Raw genomic sequence first — 18,287 nt, forward strand, 5'->3', positions numbered from 1 at the left:
GCCGCCGGGATCGCGGCGTGCCGGGACGGCGTTCGTGCCGGGCGCACGGCCGTGTCCGCGTCCGGTGGGGCCTCGCCGGGAGGGGCGCCGACGGGTGGCCGCACCGCTCGGGGCCGGCCCGCGCCGCGCGTTCGGGACGACCGGTTGCAGGAGCGGGAGCAGGAGCAGGGGGCACGGGGGAGGCGTCAGGCCCGCGCACCGGACGGTCCCCGGGTGTGGCGGACGCACGAGGCGACCACCACGAACGGCCACAGGGACTGAACGCCCGTCACGAAGCGCTCGGCCACGCCGATGTCCCCGTGGCGCTGGGTCTCCACGAGGAACCACGCGGCTCCGGCGACCATCACCGAGGTCGCCGTGATCGACGGGATCCGTCTGAGCGCCCAGGGCGCGGTCGCCCTGGCGTCCGCGGACAGGACGGGCCACAGGGCCAGCAGCGCGAACCCGATCGCGGCCGCCGTGCCGTGGCGCAGGGAACCCCCGCTCATCGGGGCCGGCACCACGGCCACCACCAGCGCCGCCACACCCCCGCCGGCCAGCGCGAGGCGGCCCGGCACGGGGACCGGCCGGAGACCCCATGCGGTGAGGAGGTGGCAGATGCCCAGCGCCAGCAGTGCGCCGGTCATCACCCGGAAGCCCGCCTCGCCGTAGGCGGCCAGGACGCTGATCGTCTGGGTGACGGGGTCGTAGGTGGGTCCCACCAGGTGGGCGGCGAGGACCCAGCCTGCGGTGAACAGGACAGGCGCGCATCCCGACGAGAGAAGAACCCATCTCGGTACATGTGCCACCAATCCACGATATAAGGTTCAAACCGGTCGTGGCGGCTCGAGGGTGCGACGAGGTGTGCGCCTCGGCGGCGGCGCGGTGAGTGGCCGCGCCTGGATGTGGCGAAGGGCGGCGGTGAACGGAATCGGGAGCCGAAGCAGGTGATGTGGAGCGTGCGGATCGGATCGGTCGTCCGCACAGCTCCCGCCCACGCCGGCGCCCATAGCCGTGCCGGGGCGGTCGGAGCGTCGGCGTCCGCCGTAACCCGCCGCTGGGGATCTCGACGTGTCCTGGTCACCTGCTGGTGGTCGTCCGACCCCCGGCGATCTCTATGTTCACGGTCAGGCAAAGGGAAAGAACAGTAACGGAGGACGTTGTGTCGCTGGATGTCCGCAGGGCTCGCCGGTTCGCCGCCCCCTCAGCCGCGGCGGTCGCGGCCGCGGTGGTGACGATGGTGGTCAACCCCACGCCGGGTGCGTCGGCTTCCGTGCCGCAGGGCGCGGCCGAGGCCAAGACCCGGGTCGCGAAGAACGTCATCTTCATCAACGGGGACGGCATGGGCGCCGCGACCCGCCAGGCAGCCCGCCTGCACCTGGCCGGGCTGGGCGGACAGCTCGCCATGGACCGGCTGCCCGTCTCGGGACAGCTGACCACCGATCCGGACGACCCCAAGGCCGTCGTCACCGACTCGGCCGCCGCTGCGAGCGCGTGGGCGACCGGCGAGAAGACGTACAACGGCGCGATCAGCGTCGACGTGGACGGCAACCCGCTCGCCACGCTCGGCTCGCAGGCGAAGGCCGCCGGCAAGGCGACCGGCCTGGTCACCACCGCGCAGGTCACCGACGCCTCGCCCGCGGCGTTCTTCGCGAACACCGCCAACCGGTCGGCGCAGGACGAGATCGCGCGCCAGTACATCGAGGTCTCCAAGCCCGACGTGATCCTCGGCGGCGGCGAGGACTGGTGGCTGCCCGCGGGCAAGGCCGGAGCCTTCCGGGACAAGCCGGCCGAGGACCCCTCGGAGGGCAGCAAGGGCACCAAGGGCGACCTCGTCAAGAAGGCCAGGAAGGCCGGCTACTCCTACGTCAACAGCGCCGACCAGTTGCGCCGTGCCGGGAGCGGCAAGCTCCTCGGCCTGTTCGCCAACGAGGAGATGTTCCAGCAGCGCCCCGAGGGCCAGGGCGACGTCTACGACCCGGTGGTCGGCCTGTCGACCATGACGACCAAGGCGCTCGGCACGCTGGACAGGAACAAGAAGGGCTTCTTCCTCATGGTCGAGGAGGAGGGCGTGGACGAGTTCGCCCACGCCAACAACGGCGCCCGGGTCCTGCAGTCCATGCAGGAACTGGAGAAGACGGTCGCGGTGGCCCGCGCGTACGTCGCCACGCACCCCGACACCCTGCTGGTCGTCACCGGCGACCACGAGACCGGCGGTCTGGCCGTCGAGGAGCCGGACACCGGCGACGAGTCCGGCACCGGCATCTCCGCCGAGGACGGGCCGTTCACCGTCCGCGGCAGCCGGAAGACCTTCTTCATCGACTGGACCACGTCGGGCCACACCGGCGTCGACGTCCCGGTGACGGCGGTCGGCCCGCTCTCGGACCGCTTCACCGGCAAGCACCCCAACACCCACGTGTACGACGTGCTGCGCCAGGCCCTCACCCGCCGCTGACCGGCGGCAGGCCGACGCCACGGGGGACGCCCGCCTTGCGCGGCGTCCCCCGCGGCGTCGTTGCGGGCAAGCGCACCGGTCACCGTCTCGGCCACCGGTGCCCGGCTCCGGTGGCGGGTCCGCGGTTCCCGGTGCCCGGCACGACCGAGGGCCGCGTCCGCGCGTGCGCCGGCGTCGACCCGGCGCGGAGAGTCGCCGCAGGCGCGTCAGGCAGGGGAGGAGAGCCGTTCGCGCAGCCAGGCGGGATCCGGGTTCACGTGCGGGCTGCCCGCCATGAACACGGTCGGGACGGTCTCGTTGCCCTGGTTCACCGCCCGCACCCGGGCGGCGCCCGCCGGGTCCCGCCAGATGTTCACCCAGTACGCCCCGCGTGCGTGCCGGCCCAGTCGCCATCGCAGGCGCAGGCAGTACACGCATCCCGGCCGCCAGTAGACGACCGGCCGGCCGTCGGCCGCGCTCCGGCGCAGCGCTTCCTCCGCGTCGACGGACCGGGGGAAGACCAGCGGCGACTGGACAGCCGCGAGCGCGAGGAACACCAGCAGCAGGAAGGCGGCCGGGCCGGCGTTCCCGCCCAGCGTCCATCCGCCCGCGACGAACACGCCGCAGACCACGAGCAACAGGGGCGGCAACCAGGAACGCACCATGGCGATCCAGGCTACAGCCCCCACGAGACGTCGCGACAGGTACCGGGTCCGGGGCCTGTGGCGCCCCGGACATCGGGCGGTGGGGCGCCGGACCGAGGGCCGGTCGTCAGGACATGGTGAGCACCATGCGGAACCTGGCGTCGCCCGACAGCATCCGCCGGTAGGCGTCGCCGACGGCGTCCAGGGGCACGATCTCGGTCATCGGCCGGATTCCGTACAGCGCGCTGAACCCCATCGCGTCCTCGACGTCCTGCGAGGTGCCGGACGGATGTCCGCGCACCACCCTGCCGGAGATGAGCAGTTGGGTGGGGGCGATCTCCAGGGGCGACATGTCGGCGCCCACCACGATGAGTTCACCGCGAGCCAGCAGACCGTCGACGACGGCGGAGATGGCCTGCGCGTTCGCGGCGGTGGCCAGTACGGCGCGGGCGCCGCCCAGCGACCGCAGCGCCTCGGCGGGATCGCGGGCGGTGCTGTCGATGTAGTGGTGCGCCCCGAGCCGCTCGGCCAGCTCGGCCTTCGCGCCGCCGCGCGCGACGACCACGGTCTCGAAGCCCATGGCCACCGCGTACTGCACACCGAGGTGACCGAGGCCGCCCAGCCCCAGCACGGCGACCAGGTCACCCGGGCGGGCCGGGCTGCGCCGCAGGCCGTTGTAGACGGTTACTCCCGCGCAGCCGAGCGGCGCCGCCTCCGTGAAGGTCAGGCCGTCCGGTATCCGCGCCAGTGCGTCCTCGGGGACGACCACCGCTTCGGCGAATCCGCCGTCGTAGCTCCAGCCGGGGACCTTGAGGTTCTCGCAGACGACGAAGTCGCCCTGACGGCAGGGCCGGCAGTGGTGGCAGCTTCCGCCGAACCACCCCACGCCCACGCGGTCGCCGGGCTTCCAGCCGTCGTGGACGCCCTCGCCGACGGCGTCGATCCGTCCGGCGATCTCGTGGCCCGCGACCAGCGGGAAGGTCACGCCCGGCAGGCCCGCTCCCACGAAGAAGGCGTCGCTGTGGCAGATCCCGCAGGCTTCGACGCGGATGCGCACGTGCCCGGGGCCGGGTTCGGGTACTTCCCGCTCGGTGATCTCGAAGGGACCGTTCGCGGCCCGGACCTCCGCGACTCGAAAGGTGCTCATGGCAACTCCTCGCGCGTGCGTGGGATGCCCCCCGTCCAGCGAACCAGCTCCGCGGGGATCGCGCACGCCGGGGCGGCGGGCCCTTCTCGGTTATCTGCGTCACTCGCCTCTCGTCCACGCGAGGAAGCGGCTGAAGAGTCCCCCCTTGTGCTGCGGCGCGGCGTGGGCGGCCGGCCCGCCGGCGGGCTGCTGCGGCGCCGGAGCCACTGGCGTCCGGTCGGGCAGGGTGTGCGCCTGCGGCGTGGCGGCGAAGGGGACCTGGCGCGGGGTGAAACGGACCGGGACGGTCACCAGGGAGCGACTCCAGGGTGCGGGCACCCAGGACAGGTCCTTGAAGGGCACCCGCAGTTCCACGTCGGGCAGCCGGTTGAGGAGGGACTCCACCGCCGTCACCGCGATCATGAACGCCGGGTCCTTGGCCGGGCAGGCGTGCGGTCCCGCGCCGAAGGCCAGATGGGCCTTGCCGCTGAGCTGCTCGCGGTGCTCGGTCAGCTTCGGGTCGGTGTTGGCCGCGGCGAAGGAGATGAGGACCGGGTCGTTGGCCCGGAGCGTCCGTCCGCCCAACTCCACGTCGTGCGTCGGGTAGTGGGCCGCGTAGTTGGCGATCGGCGCGTAGTTCCAGAGCGTCTGGACCACCGCGTCCTCGATGGGCAGACCGGCCTGCCAGTCCTCGCCCAGGTACAGGGCGCTGCTGGTGCCGATGGCCGCCGCCAGCGGTGCGGTGCCGCCCGAGAGGAGGGTCACCAACTGGTGCAGGACCTCCTCGTCCGTCAGGCCCGCCGGGTGGGCCATCAGCCGCGTCGTCACGTCCTCCCCGGGGCGGCTGCGCTTGAGCGCGATCAGTTCGGCCAGCGCGCCCCCCAGTACCTCGTCCGCACCCGGGGTGCCCTCGAAGAGGCCGCTGATCCCGACGATGACGCGGTCGCCGATCTCCGGCGGGCAGCCGAACAGGTCACTGAAGACGAGCAGCGGGAGCGGCTGGGCGTACTCCGCCATCAGCTCGGCCTGGCCGCGGAGTTCGGAACCGAACCGGCTGATCAGGTAGTCGGCGGACTGCTGCACCTGCCGGATGAGGTGCAGCTCGTTGACGGTGGCCAGACTGTCGGTGACGGCCTGGCGCAGCCGGGCGTGGGCGGCGCCGTCGCTGAACAGGGCGTTGGGCCGGTAGCACAGCATCGGCAGGGCGGGACTGTCCGCGGGTACGCGTCCCTCGTTCAGCGCGTTCCAGCGTCGCGAGTCGCGCACGAACCAGGCGGGGTTCTGCAGGATGTACAGGCTCGCGTCGTAGCTGGTGACGAGTTCGACCTCGACGCCCGGCGCGATGTCGACGGGCGCGCTGGGACCGGCCGCGCGCAGCTCGGCGTAGCGGGCCTCGGGGTCGGAGCCGAACTCCGGGCCGAACAACCGGACGTTGCCGTGCGCGGGGCAACCAGGCGGTGTCCCCGGCGTGTTGAAGGGCTGCTGCATGGGGTGTCTCCTAGCCGAGGACGGTCATGAGGTGGGTGACGAGGGCGATGAGCGCCTGCGCGGAGGACTGTTCGTCGCGGACGTCGCAGTGCACGATGGGCGTTTCCTCGGAGAGGTTGAGGGCCTCGCGAACTTCGTCGAGCGGGTAGTCGGGGGTGTTGTCGAAGCGGTTGACGCCGACGGCGTACGTCAGGCCGAACCGCTCGACCAGGTCGAGGATGGCGAAGCTCTCGTGGAGGCGCGTGGGGTCGACCAGTACCAGGGCGCCCAGCGCGCCCCGGGACAGCTCTTCCCACATCTCCTTGAAGCGCTCCTGGCCGGGGGTGCCGAAGAGGTAGAGGACGAGTTCCTCGCTGAGCGTCAGCCGGCCGAAGTCCATGGCGACCGTGGTGGTCGTCTTGTCCGGGGTCCCCGTCAGATCGTCGAAGCCCTCGCTGGCCTCGGTGATCTCCTCCTCCGTCTGCAGCGGCTCGATCTCGGAGATGCTGCCGATGCACGTGGTCTTGCCCACGCCGAAGTGCCCGACGATGAGTATCTTCACGGAGGTGGAGACGGCTGGATCCAGGTACACGGGTCACGCTCCGAATCGGGTGCGCAGGCCGTCGAGTACGGCGCTGAGCAGTTCGCGGTCGACACGCTCGGCGCGGGGCACGGGCTTCCTCACCACGATGAGGCCGTTCTCCTCCAACTGCGCCAGCAGGATGCGCACGATGCCGAGCGGCAGGTGCGTGTGGCCGGACACCTCCGCCACGGACAGGAACCCGTCGGCGACGAGGTCCAGCACCCTGCGGGCCTCGGGGGACAGCACGGGTGCCGCGCCGGGCACCCCCTCGTGGGCGGTGACCAGGGTGGTGTGTCCGTACTCGTGCTCCGCGGGAAGCTCACGTCCTCCCGTGATCACGAACAGCGGTACTAAGGGCGCCGTCAGTTCCAGCTCGTCGTCCGGTCCGTCATGCATCGTCGGCCTTCTCTCCCTTGGGCGCCCGGTGGGCGAGCAGTGTGGGAACGGCGTCCTCGAGACGCGCGGTGAACTCCTCGATGTCGCAGTCGTGGTCGGCGGACGCGGCGAGGAACGCGCCGTCCCCGGCCGAGATGAGGAAGATCCAGCCGTGTTCGAACTCGATGACCGTCTGGCGCCACTCGGCGTCCTCCAGGCCGCCGGCGAACTGCGAGGTGACGCGGCTGTAGGCGTGGATGCCCGTCATCGCCGCGGAGATGGTGTCCGCGAGGTCCTTGCCCATCCCGGAGGTGGCGCCGCGGGGGAGTCCGTCCGAGCCGAGGAGCACCGCGTGCCGGGCCCCGGGGACCTCGGCGATGACGTCGTCGAGCCCGCCGAGCACGAACCCCGGTGAGCCGTTGCCCTCGCGGGCGTCGGCCGCGCCCTCGGTCCGCGCCTCACCGGCGCTCACCCGCGGCGGCGAGGTGAGGTTGTCGCCCAGCCGGGCGACGAGGCGGTGCATGCGGAAGGAGATCTGCTGGAGGTCGACGTCCGGCTCCGCGGCGGCGGCCAGGTAGGCGCCCTGCCCCGCGCCGATCAGGAAGATCCACCCGTGCGAGAACTCGATGACCGTCTGGTTCCAGCGCCGTTCCTCGGCCGGACCGGCGAAGTGCGCGGTGGCCCGGCTCAGCGACTGCATGCCGGCCATCGCGGCGGAGATGGTCCGGACGTCCTTCGGGGTGAGGCCGTCCGTGGACCCCCGGGGGATGCCGTCCGCGGACAGCACCACGGCGTGCCGGGCCCGGGGGACGTTGTCCACGATGTCCCGGACCATCCACGACATGTCAGTGGTCATGCGTCTTCGGACCCTTCGGGCGAGGGGACTGCGAGGTCGCGGCCGGAGAGCGTGCCACGCTGGAGGGCGCCGAGACCGCCGGAGCCGCGGGCGGTGCGCCGGGGCGTGCGGGCGACGGGCGCCTCCGCGTCGTCGGTGCGGGAGGCGACCGGCTCCTGACGGTCGGCGCGCTTCGGCAGGCCGTGCAGCGTCCGGGGCGCGGGCTGCTCCTCCCGGTTCTCGATCCGCCTGATCCTGGTGACGGGAGCCTCCTTGGGGGCCGGCGGGGTCTCGTCCACGGTCCACAGCTCCTCGGGCAGCAGGACGACGGCCCGGACGCCGCCGTACCGGGAGACCCCGGTGACGTCCACCTTGAAGCCGTACTGACGGGCGATCAGGCCGATCACCGGGAAGCCGAACTTCGGCTGGGTGCCCAGCTCCGACAGGCGCGGAACGGACTCGCCGGCCAGCAGCGTGGTCGCCTTCTGGCGGTCCTCGTCGCTCATGCTGACGCCGGCGTCGTCGATGACGATGCACAGGTTGCTCTGGACCCGCTGGAACGTCACCTCGATCGGTGCGTCGTGCTGCGAGAAGCTGGCAGCGTTGTCGAGCAGCTCGGCCACGGCGAGCGCGACGGGCGCCACCGCGGACGCCTTCAGCGCGATGCCGCTCTGCTGCATGATCTGGACCCGGTGGAAGTTGCGGATCTGGCCCTGTGCGCTCCGCACCACGTCGTAGACGCTGGCGGGCTGGTTGCGGCGGCCGAGCGGCGCCCCGCACATGACCGCGATGCCCTGGGCCTTGCGTGCCATCTGGGCGTTGGCGTGGTTGACGTCCAGCAGGTCGGAGAGGACCGCGTGCCCGCCGTACTTGCGCTGGATGCCGTCGAGGAGCGTCGTCTGCTCGGCGGCGAGGCTCTGCAGGAAGCGGGCCGCGCCCTTGAGGACGGCCTTGGTGCTCTCCTCCGCCGACCGCTCGGCTTCCTGGATGACGGCGGCCTGCTCGTCCGTGAACTTCTGCAGCTCGGCCCGGGAGTGGCCCAGCCGGCCCTCGGACTCGCTCAACCGGGCGGTCAGAGCCGCCTCGACCTGCTTCCTCCTGGCCCCGAGGGCCTTGTTCCGTATGACGAGGACCACGACTGCGCCGACGGCCACCGCCGTGGCCGCGGCCAGACACCATAGAAGCGTGTCTTGATTCATGGAAACCTTTCCTGGTGCGTGGCATGCAGGCATCACCAGATACACCCCGAAAGGACCCGCGACACATCCGTTAACTGCATGACCGCTGTTACACGAAGAGCAGGCCGACCTCGGACCACCACGCGAGCCGAGTTGATCAAGGTCGAAGACGCGGGAATGCTATCACTCCGAAGGGGCTTCCGGATCGTGCCCCCTTTGACCGGATTGGACGTCAACGAGGCTGCTGCACAGGGTTGTTGACGCACCGTCGGAGGTGGTCCGGGGCGGTTCCGGTTCGCCTTTCCGCAAGCCCGCGGATCATGCGCGTTCTCTTCGTCCGCCCGGTCCGTCACGGAACCTTCACACGACGGGTCCCGCGGAGCCGCGCCGGGGACGGGGACGGCGGTCGCCGCCGGCGGGACGGGCAGGAGCCGTGCGCGGCCCCCGTCGGGGTGAGGTGCGGGCGGTCCCGGTCGGCCCCGCTCGGGTGTCGGGTGCGCCCGGTCCCCGCCGGTGGGGGAGGATGCGCGGGAACGATCGGCTCAATCGGAGGTGCAGGCCCGTGGGGGATGACTGGCTGTCGCGGCGGGCGCAGGCGGCGGAGGAGGCGGTGCCGGGCGGCTTCGACCTGTCGGAATGCGTACGGGAGCCGATCCACCTGCTGGGCGGCGTCCAGTCGTACGGCACCCTGCTGGCCGTCGACGCGGCGACCGGCGTGGTCGACACGGCGGCGGCCAACACCGGCGTGCTGCTCGGCGTGCCGGCCGAGGAACTCGTCGGCGGGCCGGTCACCGCGGTCATGGATGCCGGGGACTGGGCCGAGGTGCTGGAGTCCACGGGCGGTGACGAGGCGTCCTCCGCCGCGCTGCCGGTGACGGCGGGCGCCGCGGGGACGCGGGGCCCCTTCGACCTGTCCGCCCACCGCAGCGGCCCGCTGCTGTTGCTGGAGTTCGAGCCCCGCGACGAACAGCAGGCGTTCCTCTTCTCCGGCTTCTACCAGGGCGTCCGGCGAGCCCTGGCCCGGCTGCGGTCGGCGGCCACGGTCGCCGACTGCTGCCGGACGGCCGTGCGGGAGATCCGGGCCCTGACGGGCTTCGACCGCGTCGTGGCCTACCGCTTCGACGGTCCCGACGGCCCCGGCGAGGTGGTGGCCGAGGAGGTCACCGAGTCCTGGGAGCCGTGGCTGGGCCTGTGGTTCCCGGCCACCGACATCCCCCCGCAGGCGCGCCGGCTCTACCAGGACAACTGGATCCGCGTCATCACGGACGTCGACGACCCCACCGTCCGCCTCCACCCGGCGATCCGGCCGGCCACGGGCGAGCCCCTGGACCTGTCCGGCGCGGCGCTGCGTACGGTCTCGGGGTTCCATCTGGAGTACCTGCGCAACATCCGGGTCCGCTCGTCCATGTCCGTCTCGGTGCTGCGCGAGGGGAACCTGTGGGGCCTCATCGCCTGTCACGGGGCGGCGCCCAAGGTGCTGGCACCGGAACTCCGCTCAGCCTGCGAACTGTTCGGCGCCGCCTTCTCCCTGCAACTGGCGGCCATCGAGGAGCGTGAGCGGGCCGACGGCTTCGCCCGCTCCGGGGCCCGCGCCGGCGCCGTCGCCGAACTCCTCGACGCCGACGTGGAGGCGTCGCTGCTGCGCCACGAGGAGGCGTTCCGCGAACTGACGAACGCCGACGGGATCGCCCTGGCCCGCTCCGGGCGCGTGGTCGCCGCCGGACTGCCGCTCTCCGACCGCCTGGCGTCCGAACTCGGCCGCAGGGCGGCCTCGATGACGCCCGGCACGGTATGGGCGACGGACCGGCTGCCGGAACTCCCGGCCGGGGAGGCGGCCGGCGGCGCGGACGGTGATCCGGCCGGACCCGCCGGCGTGCTGATGGTCTCGCTCGGACGGTCGGGCGAGTTCCTCGCCTGGACCCGCGCGGAGCGGCCGATGCCCCGCGAGTGGGCCGCCGACCCGGCCACGCCGGTCCGTGTCGGCCCCCGCGGGGAACGCCTGACCCCGCGCGGCTCCGGCGCGGTCTTCCGGTCGGTCATGCGGGGGCGCAGCCTGCCGTGGTCCGCCCAGGATCAGTCGGCCGCACTGGAGATGTGGCGCATGCTCACCGGTCTCGTCCTGCGCCACGCGAGCGAACTCGGCCGCCTCAACGACGAGTTGCGTCTGATCAACATGGACCTGGACTCCTTCGCCCACGCGGCCGCCCACGACCTGAAGGAACCGCTGCGCGGCATCTCCAACGCCGCCACCTTCACCCTGGAGGACGCCGCCGACGCCCTGGACGCCACCAGCGTGCGGCGCCTGGAGACGATGCGGCGGCTGGCCGGTCGGATGGACGAGCTCCTCAACTCCCTGCTGCACTACGCCCGGCTGGGCCGAGGCGGCCTGCGGCGCGCGGAGCTGGATCTGGACACGGTCGTGGACGCCGCCCTGGAGGTGGCCGGGCCGCGCCTCGCCGACGAGCACGTCACGGTCGTCCGCCCGGCCGCGCTGGGCCCGATCGAGGCCGACCCCGACCGGCTCTACGAGATCCTCGTCAACCTGCTCGTCAACGCCGCCAAGTACGCCGCCGACCGTCCCGACCGCACCGTGGAGATCGCCGTGTGCGGCGTCCCCGCGCCGGACGGGACCGCCCGCGAGCGGGCCGTGCTCGTCCGGGACAACGGGATCGGCATCCCGACCGGCCGGCAGGGCGAGGTCTTCGACCTGTTCCGGCGGCTGCACGGACCGGCCGAGTTCGGCGGCGGGACCGGAGTGGGTCTCGCCGTGGTGAAGCGGATCGTCGAGCGGCACGGCGGACGCATCTGGCTGGAGAGCGAGCCGGGCCGGGGAACGACGTTCTACTTCACGCTCGGAGCCCCCGGCGCGGTGGAGCCCGAGCCGTCCTGACCCTTCGTCTGCTGCCAGTAGTCGATGGCGCCCTTCAGCACGGTACGGAAGAGGGCGAAGTTCACCGGCTTGTAGATGTAGCTGTCGGCGCCTGCCGCGTAGCAGGCGTCGACCTCGGCGGGCGCCGTCGACGAGGTGAACACGATCAGGGTCACCTCGGCGAGCTGCGGGTGGCTGCGGATCGCGCCGAGCACCGCGTGCCCGCTCAGTCCCGGCATGTTGAGGTCGAGCAGCACCAGGCCCGGCAGGTCGGCCGAGTCCAGGAGCCGCTCGGCGATCCCCTCGCCGTGGTCGGTGAACTCCAGCCGCAGGTCCGGATGCGTGCGGGTCAGCGCCCGCTCGATGGCCTCGGCGTCCTCTGCGGAGTCCTCCACGACCAGGATCCGACCGTTGTCGACCCGTCGGCTGCCCTCGTTCGCGCCCTGCACGGTCACGTCCTCACCTCGGCGATCAGTACGGCGGTGTCGTCGTCGCCTGCCGCGCGGAACTCCGCTGCCAGGGAGATCAGCCGTTCGGACGCGGACGATCCCCCGCCGCTGCGGCGGACCGCGGCCGCGAGGTGCTCTTCGAAGAAGGTACCGTCCCCGCCCCGGGCTTCGAGCAGGCCGTCGGTGAACAGCACGAGGGACTCGCCCTCGCCAAGCCTCAGCGCGCTGGGCGTGTAGGCGGATTCGGGGAGGACGCCGAGGAGTATGCCGCCGGCCTTCACCTCCTCCACGCTCACGCCGTCGGCGCCGCGTACGAGCGGCCTGGGGTGGCCGGCGTTGGCCAGCTCCACCTCCCAGCCGTCGGACACCGGCGTGAACAGCGCGACGAGCGCGGTGACGAAACGGGTGCTGCGCTCCCCGACGAGCGCGCGGTTCAACCGGGACAGGGCCTGCCCCGGCGGGGTCCCGTCCTCCAGCAGCGTGCGCAGCGTGTGCCGCGCCAGGCCGGTCAGCGCGGCGGCCTCCGCCCCGCGTCCGCACACGTCCCCGATGATCAGGGCGAGCCGGCCGTCACCGGCGAGGACCGCGTCGTAGAAGTCGCCGCCGACCTCCAGCGACGCGTCGGCCACCTCGTAGGCGCTGCTGAGGACGAGCCCGGGCACCTCGGGCAGATCCCGCGGCAGCAGGTGCCGCTGGAGGATCTCCACATGCCGCCGGCGCTGCTCGTACAGCGTGCTCGTGTCGATGGCGAGGGCCGCCCGGCCGGCGAGATCGCCGAGCATGCGCAGGCTCTCGACGCCGTCCGCGTTGTGGTGCAGGAACGTGAGGGTGCCCAGCGCGCGTCCCCGGGCGCGCAGCGGACTGATGCTCACGGCCCGGACGGCCGCCCCGTGCCCTCGCGCGTCGGCGCCGAACGGCCCCCCGGCCAGGTCGGGACCGCGCAGCAACGCCCCCTCGACCTGCTCCGAGGCCCCGCGCAGCGCCTTGCCCAGCCAGCCGTCGTTCAGCGACACCTCCGCCAGCCAGTCCTGGGCGGGGGCGGCCACGTGGGCCGAGGCCACCGGCGTGAGCCGGCCGTCGGCTCCGAAGAGATGCACGACACAGCCCTCGGCCACCGCCGGGACGGCCAGGCGCGCGACCCGGCGCAGGGTCTCCTCGACGTCCAGGCTGGAGTCCACCTGAAGCGAGGCCTCGGCGAGGAACGCGTCCTCCACCTGACGGCGTTCGTGGGCCCGGTGGACCAGCAAGCGGTGGTTGCTCGACATCAGGATCTCGGACACCTGCTTCAGCCGGGTCCGCAGCACCGGCAGATGGTCCGACGGCGCGTCCAGGCCCACCCACATCGCCGCCCGGTCGGTGCCGAGCGGGAAGACGCACTCCAGCACCACCGCGGCGTCGGCGAACGCGCGCATCACGTCGTCCGGCCAGAGCGCGGTGTCGCGTGCCAGGGCGTCGTGCTCGACGACCACGGGGCCGTCCGCGGCGGCGGCTCCGCGCCGCCGGAGCGCGTCGGCGAGGGGGCCGTTCCGTCCGGCCGGGGGGCGGCGGGTGTCCGGGGCGGCCATGGACCGCGTCAGGGTGCGCGAGTAGATCAGTCCGTGGTCGCTCCAGCGGGCTCCGGCCGTCACGAAAGCGCCGGGCTCGGTCAGCAGCGCCTCGTACACCAGGTGCGCGAGATCGGTGACGTCCTGGATGTCGTTCGCCGCCAGCCACAGGCCGTGCAGCGCCTTGGACCACCCGTCGCCCGCGGCGGGACGGGCCGCGTCGCCCACGGCCCGTCCTTCCCGCTCGGGTTTCTCTGGCATGGCCCCGCTTCTTCCTCCGCGCCGTGCGGGCGCGGATGTGGACCCGCCCGACCTGAATTTGTTGTCATGAGGAAACTACCTGCTCCGGGAACCCTACGGCCTCCCCGTGTCCGAACCGCGATGCGCCCGCTCCCGTCCGGTTTCCCCCGAAGCGGCGGTCCGTCGTCCCACGGCGCGGAGCGGGGGCCGGATGCCGGGCTGCGCTGGGCTGTCGGTGGGGGAGGGGACGCCACACGGCCCGGGCGGTCCGGGACGGAGGCACCGGGCTGTTAGCTTCACGATCGTTGGGTGCCGCCCGGCCCGCCGGCCGGTACCGGATCTGGGCGAGCGCGGAGGCTGCGGTGGCGGAGACGGGACGAACCCCCGGAGGGACAGGGGCGGCGCCGCTCGGGCGCCGCGGCTTCCTGGCGTCGGCCGCTCTCGCGGCAGCCGGGCCGATGGCGGCCCCGTCGGCCGCCGCCGCGGAGCGCCCGGCCTCGGGGCGGTCGTCCGCCGCCGGGCGCGGGACGGTGGAGCGCCTCCTCGCCGTGCCGCGCCGGAGCCGCCGCGACGACTGGCTCCGCTCCGCCCTCCAGGTGGCCGTGGAGATCGAGTTCAGCACGATCCCGCCGTACCTGTGCGGCTGGTGGTCCGTCAGGGACCGCAGGAGTGAGGCCGCCCAGCTGATCCGGCGCGTGGTGCTCGACGAGATGTACCACTTCGGCGTGGTCTGCAACCTGCTGGCGGCCGTGGGCGGCAGGCCGCGCATCCGGGCGGCGGCGCCCGTCTACCCGGGACCGCTGCCGGGCGGCGTCCATCCCGGGCTCACCGTTCACCTGTCGGGCCTCACGAAGCCGTTCGTGCGCGACGTGATGATGGCCATCGAGGCCCCGGCGGCCCCCCTCGCCGGCACCGGCGACGGCTCGCTCAGCATCGGGGCCTTCTACGAGGAACTGCTGCGGACCTTCCGGTCGGCCGCGCCCGAGCTGTCCGCGGCCCGCCAGCTGCGGCAGCGCATCGGCGAGGACGACCTGGTCGTGATCCGGACGACCGACGACGTGGAGCACGCCATCGGCGTCATCCGGGAGCAGGGGGAGGGCACGTCCGCCTCGCCCGCCGACGCCCCCGGCGACGACCACGTCGCCCACTACTACGCCTTCGCCGAGATCTACCACGGTCGGCGGCTGAACGAGGACGGCGGCTGGCGGTACACCGGAAGCGCCGTCCCGTTTCCCGACGCCCGGCCCATGGCCACGGTTCCGGCGGGCGGCTGGGACGCCCCGCCCGACGAGGCGCGGAGGCTCCTCGACGCCTTCGACAGCGCCTATGCGAGCGTGCTGGACTCGCTCGACGCGGCGTGGGCGGACGGCGACACGGGCAGCCTGATGACGGCCGTGCGCGGCATGGGCCGGCTGGAGTCTCCCGCCGTGGAACTGATGGAGATGCCGATCCCGGGCACCCCGTACACGTACGGTCCGCAGTTCCGGCCCGCCTGAGCGCGTCGCCTCCCGGCTCCGCCGGACCTCGGCCGCGCGGCGCCCGCCGCCCTCACTCGACCGGGTTCTCGATCAGGGTGACCCGGTTGCCGTCGGGGTCGTGCAGGGCGGCGAACCGCACCCGCCCCGCTCCGGGCCGGACCTCCCCGGCCGTCAGCCCCCGGGACGACAGAGCGGCGAGCTCCCGGTCGAGGTCGTCCACCGCCAGGTTGAGGAGCGTGGAGCCGGCGTGCTCCGGGTCCTGGAACACCTGGACCCAGCCGGCGGACGTGAGATGCCAGTCCGCCAGCCCGGGCATCGGCCTGCGGTCGGCCGGCCGGCCCAGCAGCCGTTCGTACCAGGCGACGGCCTTCTCGATGTCGCGCACCGGGGCGACCGCGAGAACGCGGTTGACGTTCATGACGTGAACCTCTCTTCCGGCTCTCCGGCGTCCGCGGCGCCGGGTGCGTTCGGGGGGAATGCGCTCCGCCCCGCGGCGCGGGCGGGTCCACGGCCGCACCCGGCTGCCGGCGGCGAGGCGCCGCCGCCTGCGCCGCGCGCAGGGTCCGCAGGGGCGGCCCCGGCCCGCGCGGGACGGCCGCTCACGGCCGCCGTCCCCATGCCATCGCCATCCCCGGACCGAACACGGCGAGGTCGGGCGAGGCGAGACGCGCGAGCGCCGCGTCGACGGCGGTGGCGTCCACCAGCCCCGTCTCCTCCAACTGCGGCCGCATCCTGCTCCACGTCTCGGACCAGAAGCGGGCCAGGGGACCGCCGGCGGTGAGCGGCGGGCAGACGACCTCCCCGGCGACGTCCAGCAGCCCCTCCTCGCGGAGGAAGCGCGGATACGCGGGCACGGTGGAGATGTCCGTGCCGATCGTCGTCGCCAGCGCCCGCCACATGGCGTCCATGGTGCGCCGGTACGCCGACGCCGTGTCGTGGCCGTCGGGCAGCTCCACGGCGTCGGCGAGCACCAGCCAGCCGCCGGGGTTCAGCCGGCGCGCCAGCCGGGAGACGAGGCGGCGGCGTTCGGGCAGGTGCATGAGGACGAACCGGGCGTGGATCACGTCGAAGCGCCCCAGGTCCAGGTCCTCGTCCCGGAGGTCGGCGGCCACCACACTGATCCGGGGTCCGGCGAGGGTCTCCAGGCCCGAGGTGTCCCGGTCCAGGGCGACCACCTCGGCCGCGCCCGCCTCGTCCAGCAGCCAGCGGGCCACCGTGCCCGTGCCCGCCCCGACCTCCAGGCACCGGCCGCCCGCCCCCGCGCCCAGTGCCCGCAGGCGCCGGAACGTCACCGGGTCGTACACGAGCGCCGCCGCGTCGATCCGCCCGGCCTCCTCCGGGTGTTCGGGCGCGAACAGGTCCCTCCCGTAGCCGCCCTGGGGCGCCGGAGCGTCGCTCATGACCGCCGCACCCGCCCCCGGCCACCCGCGGCTGCCGTGTCCGTCCGTGCCATGGGGCCTCCCTCAGGGGTGCCGGCCGGTCCTCACCAGCCTGACAGTTGTCCGCCCGCGCCGCAGGGCGCCGGGCTCCGCGCGGCCGGGTCGTGCGCGCCCGACGGACCACGAAACCTGCTTGACCCCCTCCGATAACATCATCGGACTCACGGTGATCGCCTGATCGCCCGGCTTTTCCTGCGGCATCCTGCCGTCCAGCGAGAAGGGTGAGCCCGGATGACCACCACCTGACACATCGGCCGGACAGTTGATATCTGAGACTTCGCGCAAGACCCCGCGGCCGGACGACGACACCGCGTCCGCCCGGCGATCTCGTCACCGGGCCGTGCTGTGGGCCGCCGCGGGCGTGGCGACCGCCGGATTCCTCGTCGCGCTGGAGATCGTCGCGCGCGGGTACGGCGAAGCGGGCCCCCTCGCCAACCTCGGGCGGGAGATGGTCCTCGCCCCGCATTCGGGGCCGCTGCTGTACGCCGGTCTCGCCCTGATGATGGTGGTGCTCACCTGGCGGCAGCGGTTCGCCGCGGCCGGCGCCGCGATCGCCATCGACGTGGTCCTCACCCTGGTGCGCTGGGCGGCCGGCGCCGACCTCAACTTCGGCAGCGGCGCGCTGTGGGTGATGCTCGGCTGCGCGGTGCTCGCCGTCACCCGGCGCACCGGCCGCGAGCGCGCCCTGCTGCTCAAGGGAGTCGGGCTCGGCCTGCTCCTGGTGGGCGGCCACAAGACGGGCGACACCTGGCTGCTGATCACCTCGAAGACCCGCCACGCGGTGCTCGACCCGTACGTGTCCGCCGCCGACCACGCGCTCGGCAACCCCTCGTGGGTCGTGGGCCGCCTGGTCGCGGCCACCGATCCGGTCGGCACTCATCTACTCGGCGCCGTCTACGGCCAGCTCCCGCTCGCGGCGGCCCTCTTCGGCCTGTACCAACTGCGCAACGTCGCGGCCGAGCGGGGCTTCCCGGGCCACCACCTGGTGCGGACGTTCCTGGTCATCGGCCTGCTCGGCCCGGCCATCTACATGATCTTCCCCGTGGTCGGCCCGGTCTTCGCCTACGGACCCGACGGCGGGCACTGGGCGGTCGCCGACCTGTGGCCGAACACGGCGCCGCCGGCGGTCGCCCCGCACGCGGTCCCGTTCGACGCGGTCACCCCCCGCAACTGCATGCCGAGCCTGCACACGGCCTGGGCCACCACCCTCTTCGTCCACTCGCGCAGAGCCCCGCGCGCGATGCGCTGGGCCGGTGCCTTCTGGCTGGTCGGCACGCTCACCGCGACCCTCGGATTCGGCTACCACTACGGCGCCGATCTGCTGGCGGGCGTGGTGTTCGCGCTCACCATCGAGGCCGCGATGCGTCTGTTCGACCGCGGCTGGGACCGCGCGGGGACCCGCCTGGTCGTCCTCGGCGCGACGGTGTTCACCGCGCTGCTGGTGTCCTACCGGCTGCTGCCCCTGGAGATGGCGCGGCATCCCTGGGTGTACGGCCCGCTCCTGCTGCTCGCGACGGGATCGGTGATCCACCGCTACGTGCGCACCACCGGCCGCTGGGACGCCGAACCCGGAGGGAAGACAACCGCCGCCGGGCAGCTGGAGCCCGCTCTCCAGCAGGCGTGAGCCCGGGCGGGGCCGGCGATCTT

16 protein-coding genes are annotated in these 18,287 nt (G+C 73.4%); 4 read left to right on the forward strand and 12 right to left on the reverse strand.

The annotated features are described in order from the left end of the window. Positions 1 to 185: 185 nt before the first annotated feature. Positions 186 to 788 (reverse strand): DUF998 domain-containing protein, encoded by a 603-nt coding sequence (locus ACGFS9_RS01535; RefSeq protein ID WP_393249644.1) that lies wholly within the window; start codon positions 786 to 788, stop codon positions 186 to 188. A 428-nt stretch (positions 789 to 1,216) separates the two neighbouring features. Here ACGFS9_RS01535 and ACGFS9_RS01540 point away from each other — a divergent pair, with 428 nt between their 5' ends. Further along, positions 1,217 to 2,434, forward strand: a complete 1,218-nt coding sequence (locus ACGFS9_RS01540) for an alkaline phosphatase (protein WP_393250478.1) — start codon at positions 1,217 to 1,219, stop codon at positions 2,432 to 2,434. A 206-nt stretch (positions 2,435 to 2,640) separates the two neighbouring features. Here ACGFS9_RS01540 and ACGFS9_RS01545 read toward each other — a convergent pair whose 3' ends face one another. The 7 genes from ACGFS9_RS01545 to ACGFS9_RS01575 form a co-directional block, all read right to left on the reverse strand. Next, the gene (locus ACGFS9_RS01545) at positions 2,641 to 3,078 is read right to left on the reverse strand and encodes a glutaredoxin domain-containing protein (RefSeq protein WP_393249646.1); all 438 of its coding nucleotides are present in this window, start codon (positions 3,076 to 3,078) and stop codon (positions 2,641 to 2,643) included. 106 nt (positions 3,079 to 3,184) lie between these two features. Then, on the reverse strand, positions 3,185 to 4,204 hold the full coding sequence (locus ACGFS9_RS01550) for an alcohol dehydrogenase catalytic domain-containing protein (RefSeq protein ID WP_393249648.1): 1,020 nt from the start codon (positions 4,202 to 4,204) through the stop codon (positions 3,185 to 3,187). A 99-nt stretch (positions 4,205 to 4,303) separates the two neighbouring features. Continuing rightward, a complete protein-coding gene (locus tag ACGFS9_RS01555; RefSeq protein ID WP_393249650.1) occupies positions 4,304 to 5,671 on the reverse strand; it encodes a cytochrome P450 in 1,368 nt (455 codons plus the stop codon). A 10-nt stretch (positions 5,672 to 5,681) separates the two neighbouring features. Next, complete coding sequence (locus ACGFS9_RS01560; RefSeq protein WP_393249652.1) at positions 5,682 to 6,242, reverse strand: ATP/GTP-binding protein; 561 nt, start codon at positions 6,240 to 6,242, stop codon at positions 5,682 to 5,684. 3 nt (positions 6,243 to 6,245) lie between these two features. Further along, complete coding sequence (locus ACGFS9_RS01565) at positions 6,246 to 6,629, reverse strand: DUF742 domain-containing protein (RefSeq protein ID WP_393249654.1); 384 nt, start codon at positions 6,627 to 6,629, stop codon at positions 6,246 to 6,248. Continuing rightward, a complete protein-coding gene (locus ACGFS9_RS01570; protein WP_393249656.1) occupies positions 6,622 to 7,464 on the reverse strand; it encodes a roadblock/LC7 domain-containing protein in 843 nt (280 codons plus the stop codon). The genes ACGFS9_RS01565 and ACGFS9_RS01570 overlap by 8 nt, the downstream gene beginning before the upstream one ends. Continuing rightward, complete coding sequence (locus ACGFS9_RS01575) at positions 7,461 to 8,642, reverse strand: ATP-binding protein (RefSeq protein WP_393249658.1); 1,182 nt, start codon at positions 8,640 to 8,642, stop codon at positions 7,461 to 7,463. Before ACGFS9_RS01575 ends, ACGFS9_RS01570 begins: the two co-directional genes overlap by 4 nt. Positions 8,643 to 9,144: 502 nt before the next feature. On the opposite strand from ACGFS9_RS01575, the gene ACGFS9_RS01580 reads away from it, so the two are divergent. Further along, a complete protein-coding gene (locus tag ACGFS9_RS01580) occupies positions 9,145 to 11,511 on the forward strand; it encodes an ATP-binding protein (RefSeq protein WP_393249660.1) in 2,367 nt (788 codons plus the stop codon). Here the strand turns inward: ACGFS9_RS01580 and ACGFS9_RS01585 are convergent. Continuing rightward, positions 11,463 to 11,939 (reverse strand): response regulator, encoded by a 477-nt coding sequence (locus ACGFS9_RS01585; RefSeq protein WP_393250480.1) that lies wholly within the window; start codon positions 11,937 to 11,939, stop codon positions 11,463 to 11,465. The genes ACGFS9_RS01580 and ACGFS9_RS01585 overlap by 49 nt on opposite strands. A gap of 2 nt (positions 11,940 to 11,941) precedes the next feature. Continuing rightward, a complete protein-coding gene (locus ACGFS9_RS01590) occupies positions 11,942 to 13,744 on the reverse strand; it encodes a PP2C family protein-serine/threonine phosphatase (protein WP_393249662.1) in 1,803 nt (600 codons plus the stop codon). 437 nt (positions 13,745 to 14,181) lie between these two features. On the opposite strand from ACGFS9_RS01590, the gene ACGFS9_RS01595 reads away from it, so the two are divergent. After that, complete coding sequence (locus tag ACGFS9_RS01595) at positions 14,182 to 15,219, forward strand: ferritin-like protein (RefSeq protein WP_393249664.1); 1,038 nt, start codon at positions 14,182 to 14,184, stop codon at positions 15,217 to 15,219. A 52-nt stretch (positions 15,220 to 15,271) separates the two neighbouring features. On the opposite strand, the gene ACGFS9_RS01600 is transcribed toward ACGFS9_RS01595, so the two are convergent. Together ACGFS9_RS01600 and ACGFS9_RS01605 are read right to left on the reverse strand one after the other, a co-directional pair. Continuing rightward, entirely contained in the window at positions 15,272 to 15,619 is a 348-nt protein-coding gene (locus tag ACGFS9_RS01600; RefSeq protein WP_393249666.1) for a VOC family protein, read from the reverse strand. 181 nt (positions 15,620 to 15,800) lie between these two features. Further along, complete coding sequence (locus ACGFS9_RS01605) at positions 15,801 to 16,601, reverse strand: class I SAM-dependent methyltransferase (RefSeq protein WP_393249668.1); 801 nt, start codon at positions 16,599 to 16,601, stop codon at positions 15,801 to 15,803. Between the two features lie 379 nt (positions 16,602 to 16,980). Here ACGFS9_RS01605 and ACGFS9_RS01610 point away from each other — a divergent pair, with 379 nt between their 5' ends. Further along, positions 16,981 to 18,264: a phosphatase PAP2 family protein gene (locus ACGFS9_RS01610; protein ID WP_393249670.1), complete on the forward strand. Its 1,284-nt coding sequence runs from the start codon at positions 16,981 to 16,983 to the stop codon at positions 18,262 to 18,264. Positions 18,265 to 18,287 lie beyond the last annotated feature (23 nt).

The organism is Streptomyces sp. NPDC048566 (assembly GCF_043199735.1).
In the GTDB taxonomy this organism is placed as follows: domain Bacteria; phylum Actinomycetota; class Actinomycetes; order Streptomycetales; family Streptomycetaceae; genus Streptomyces.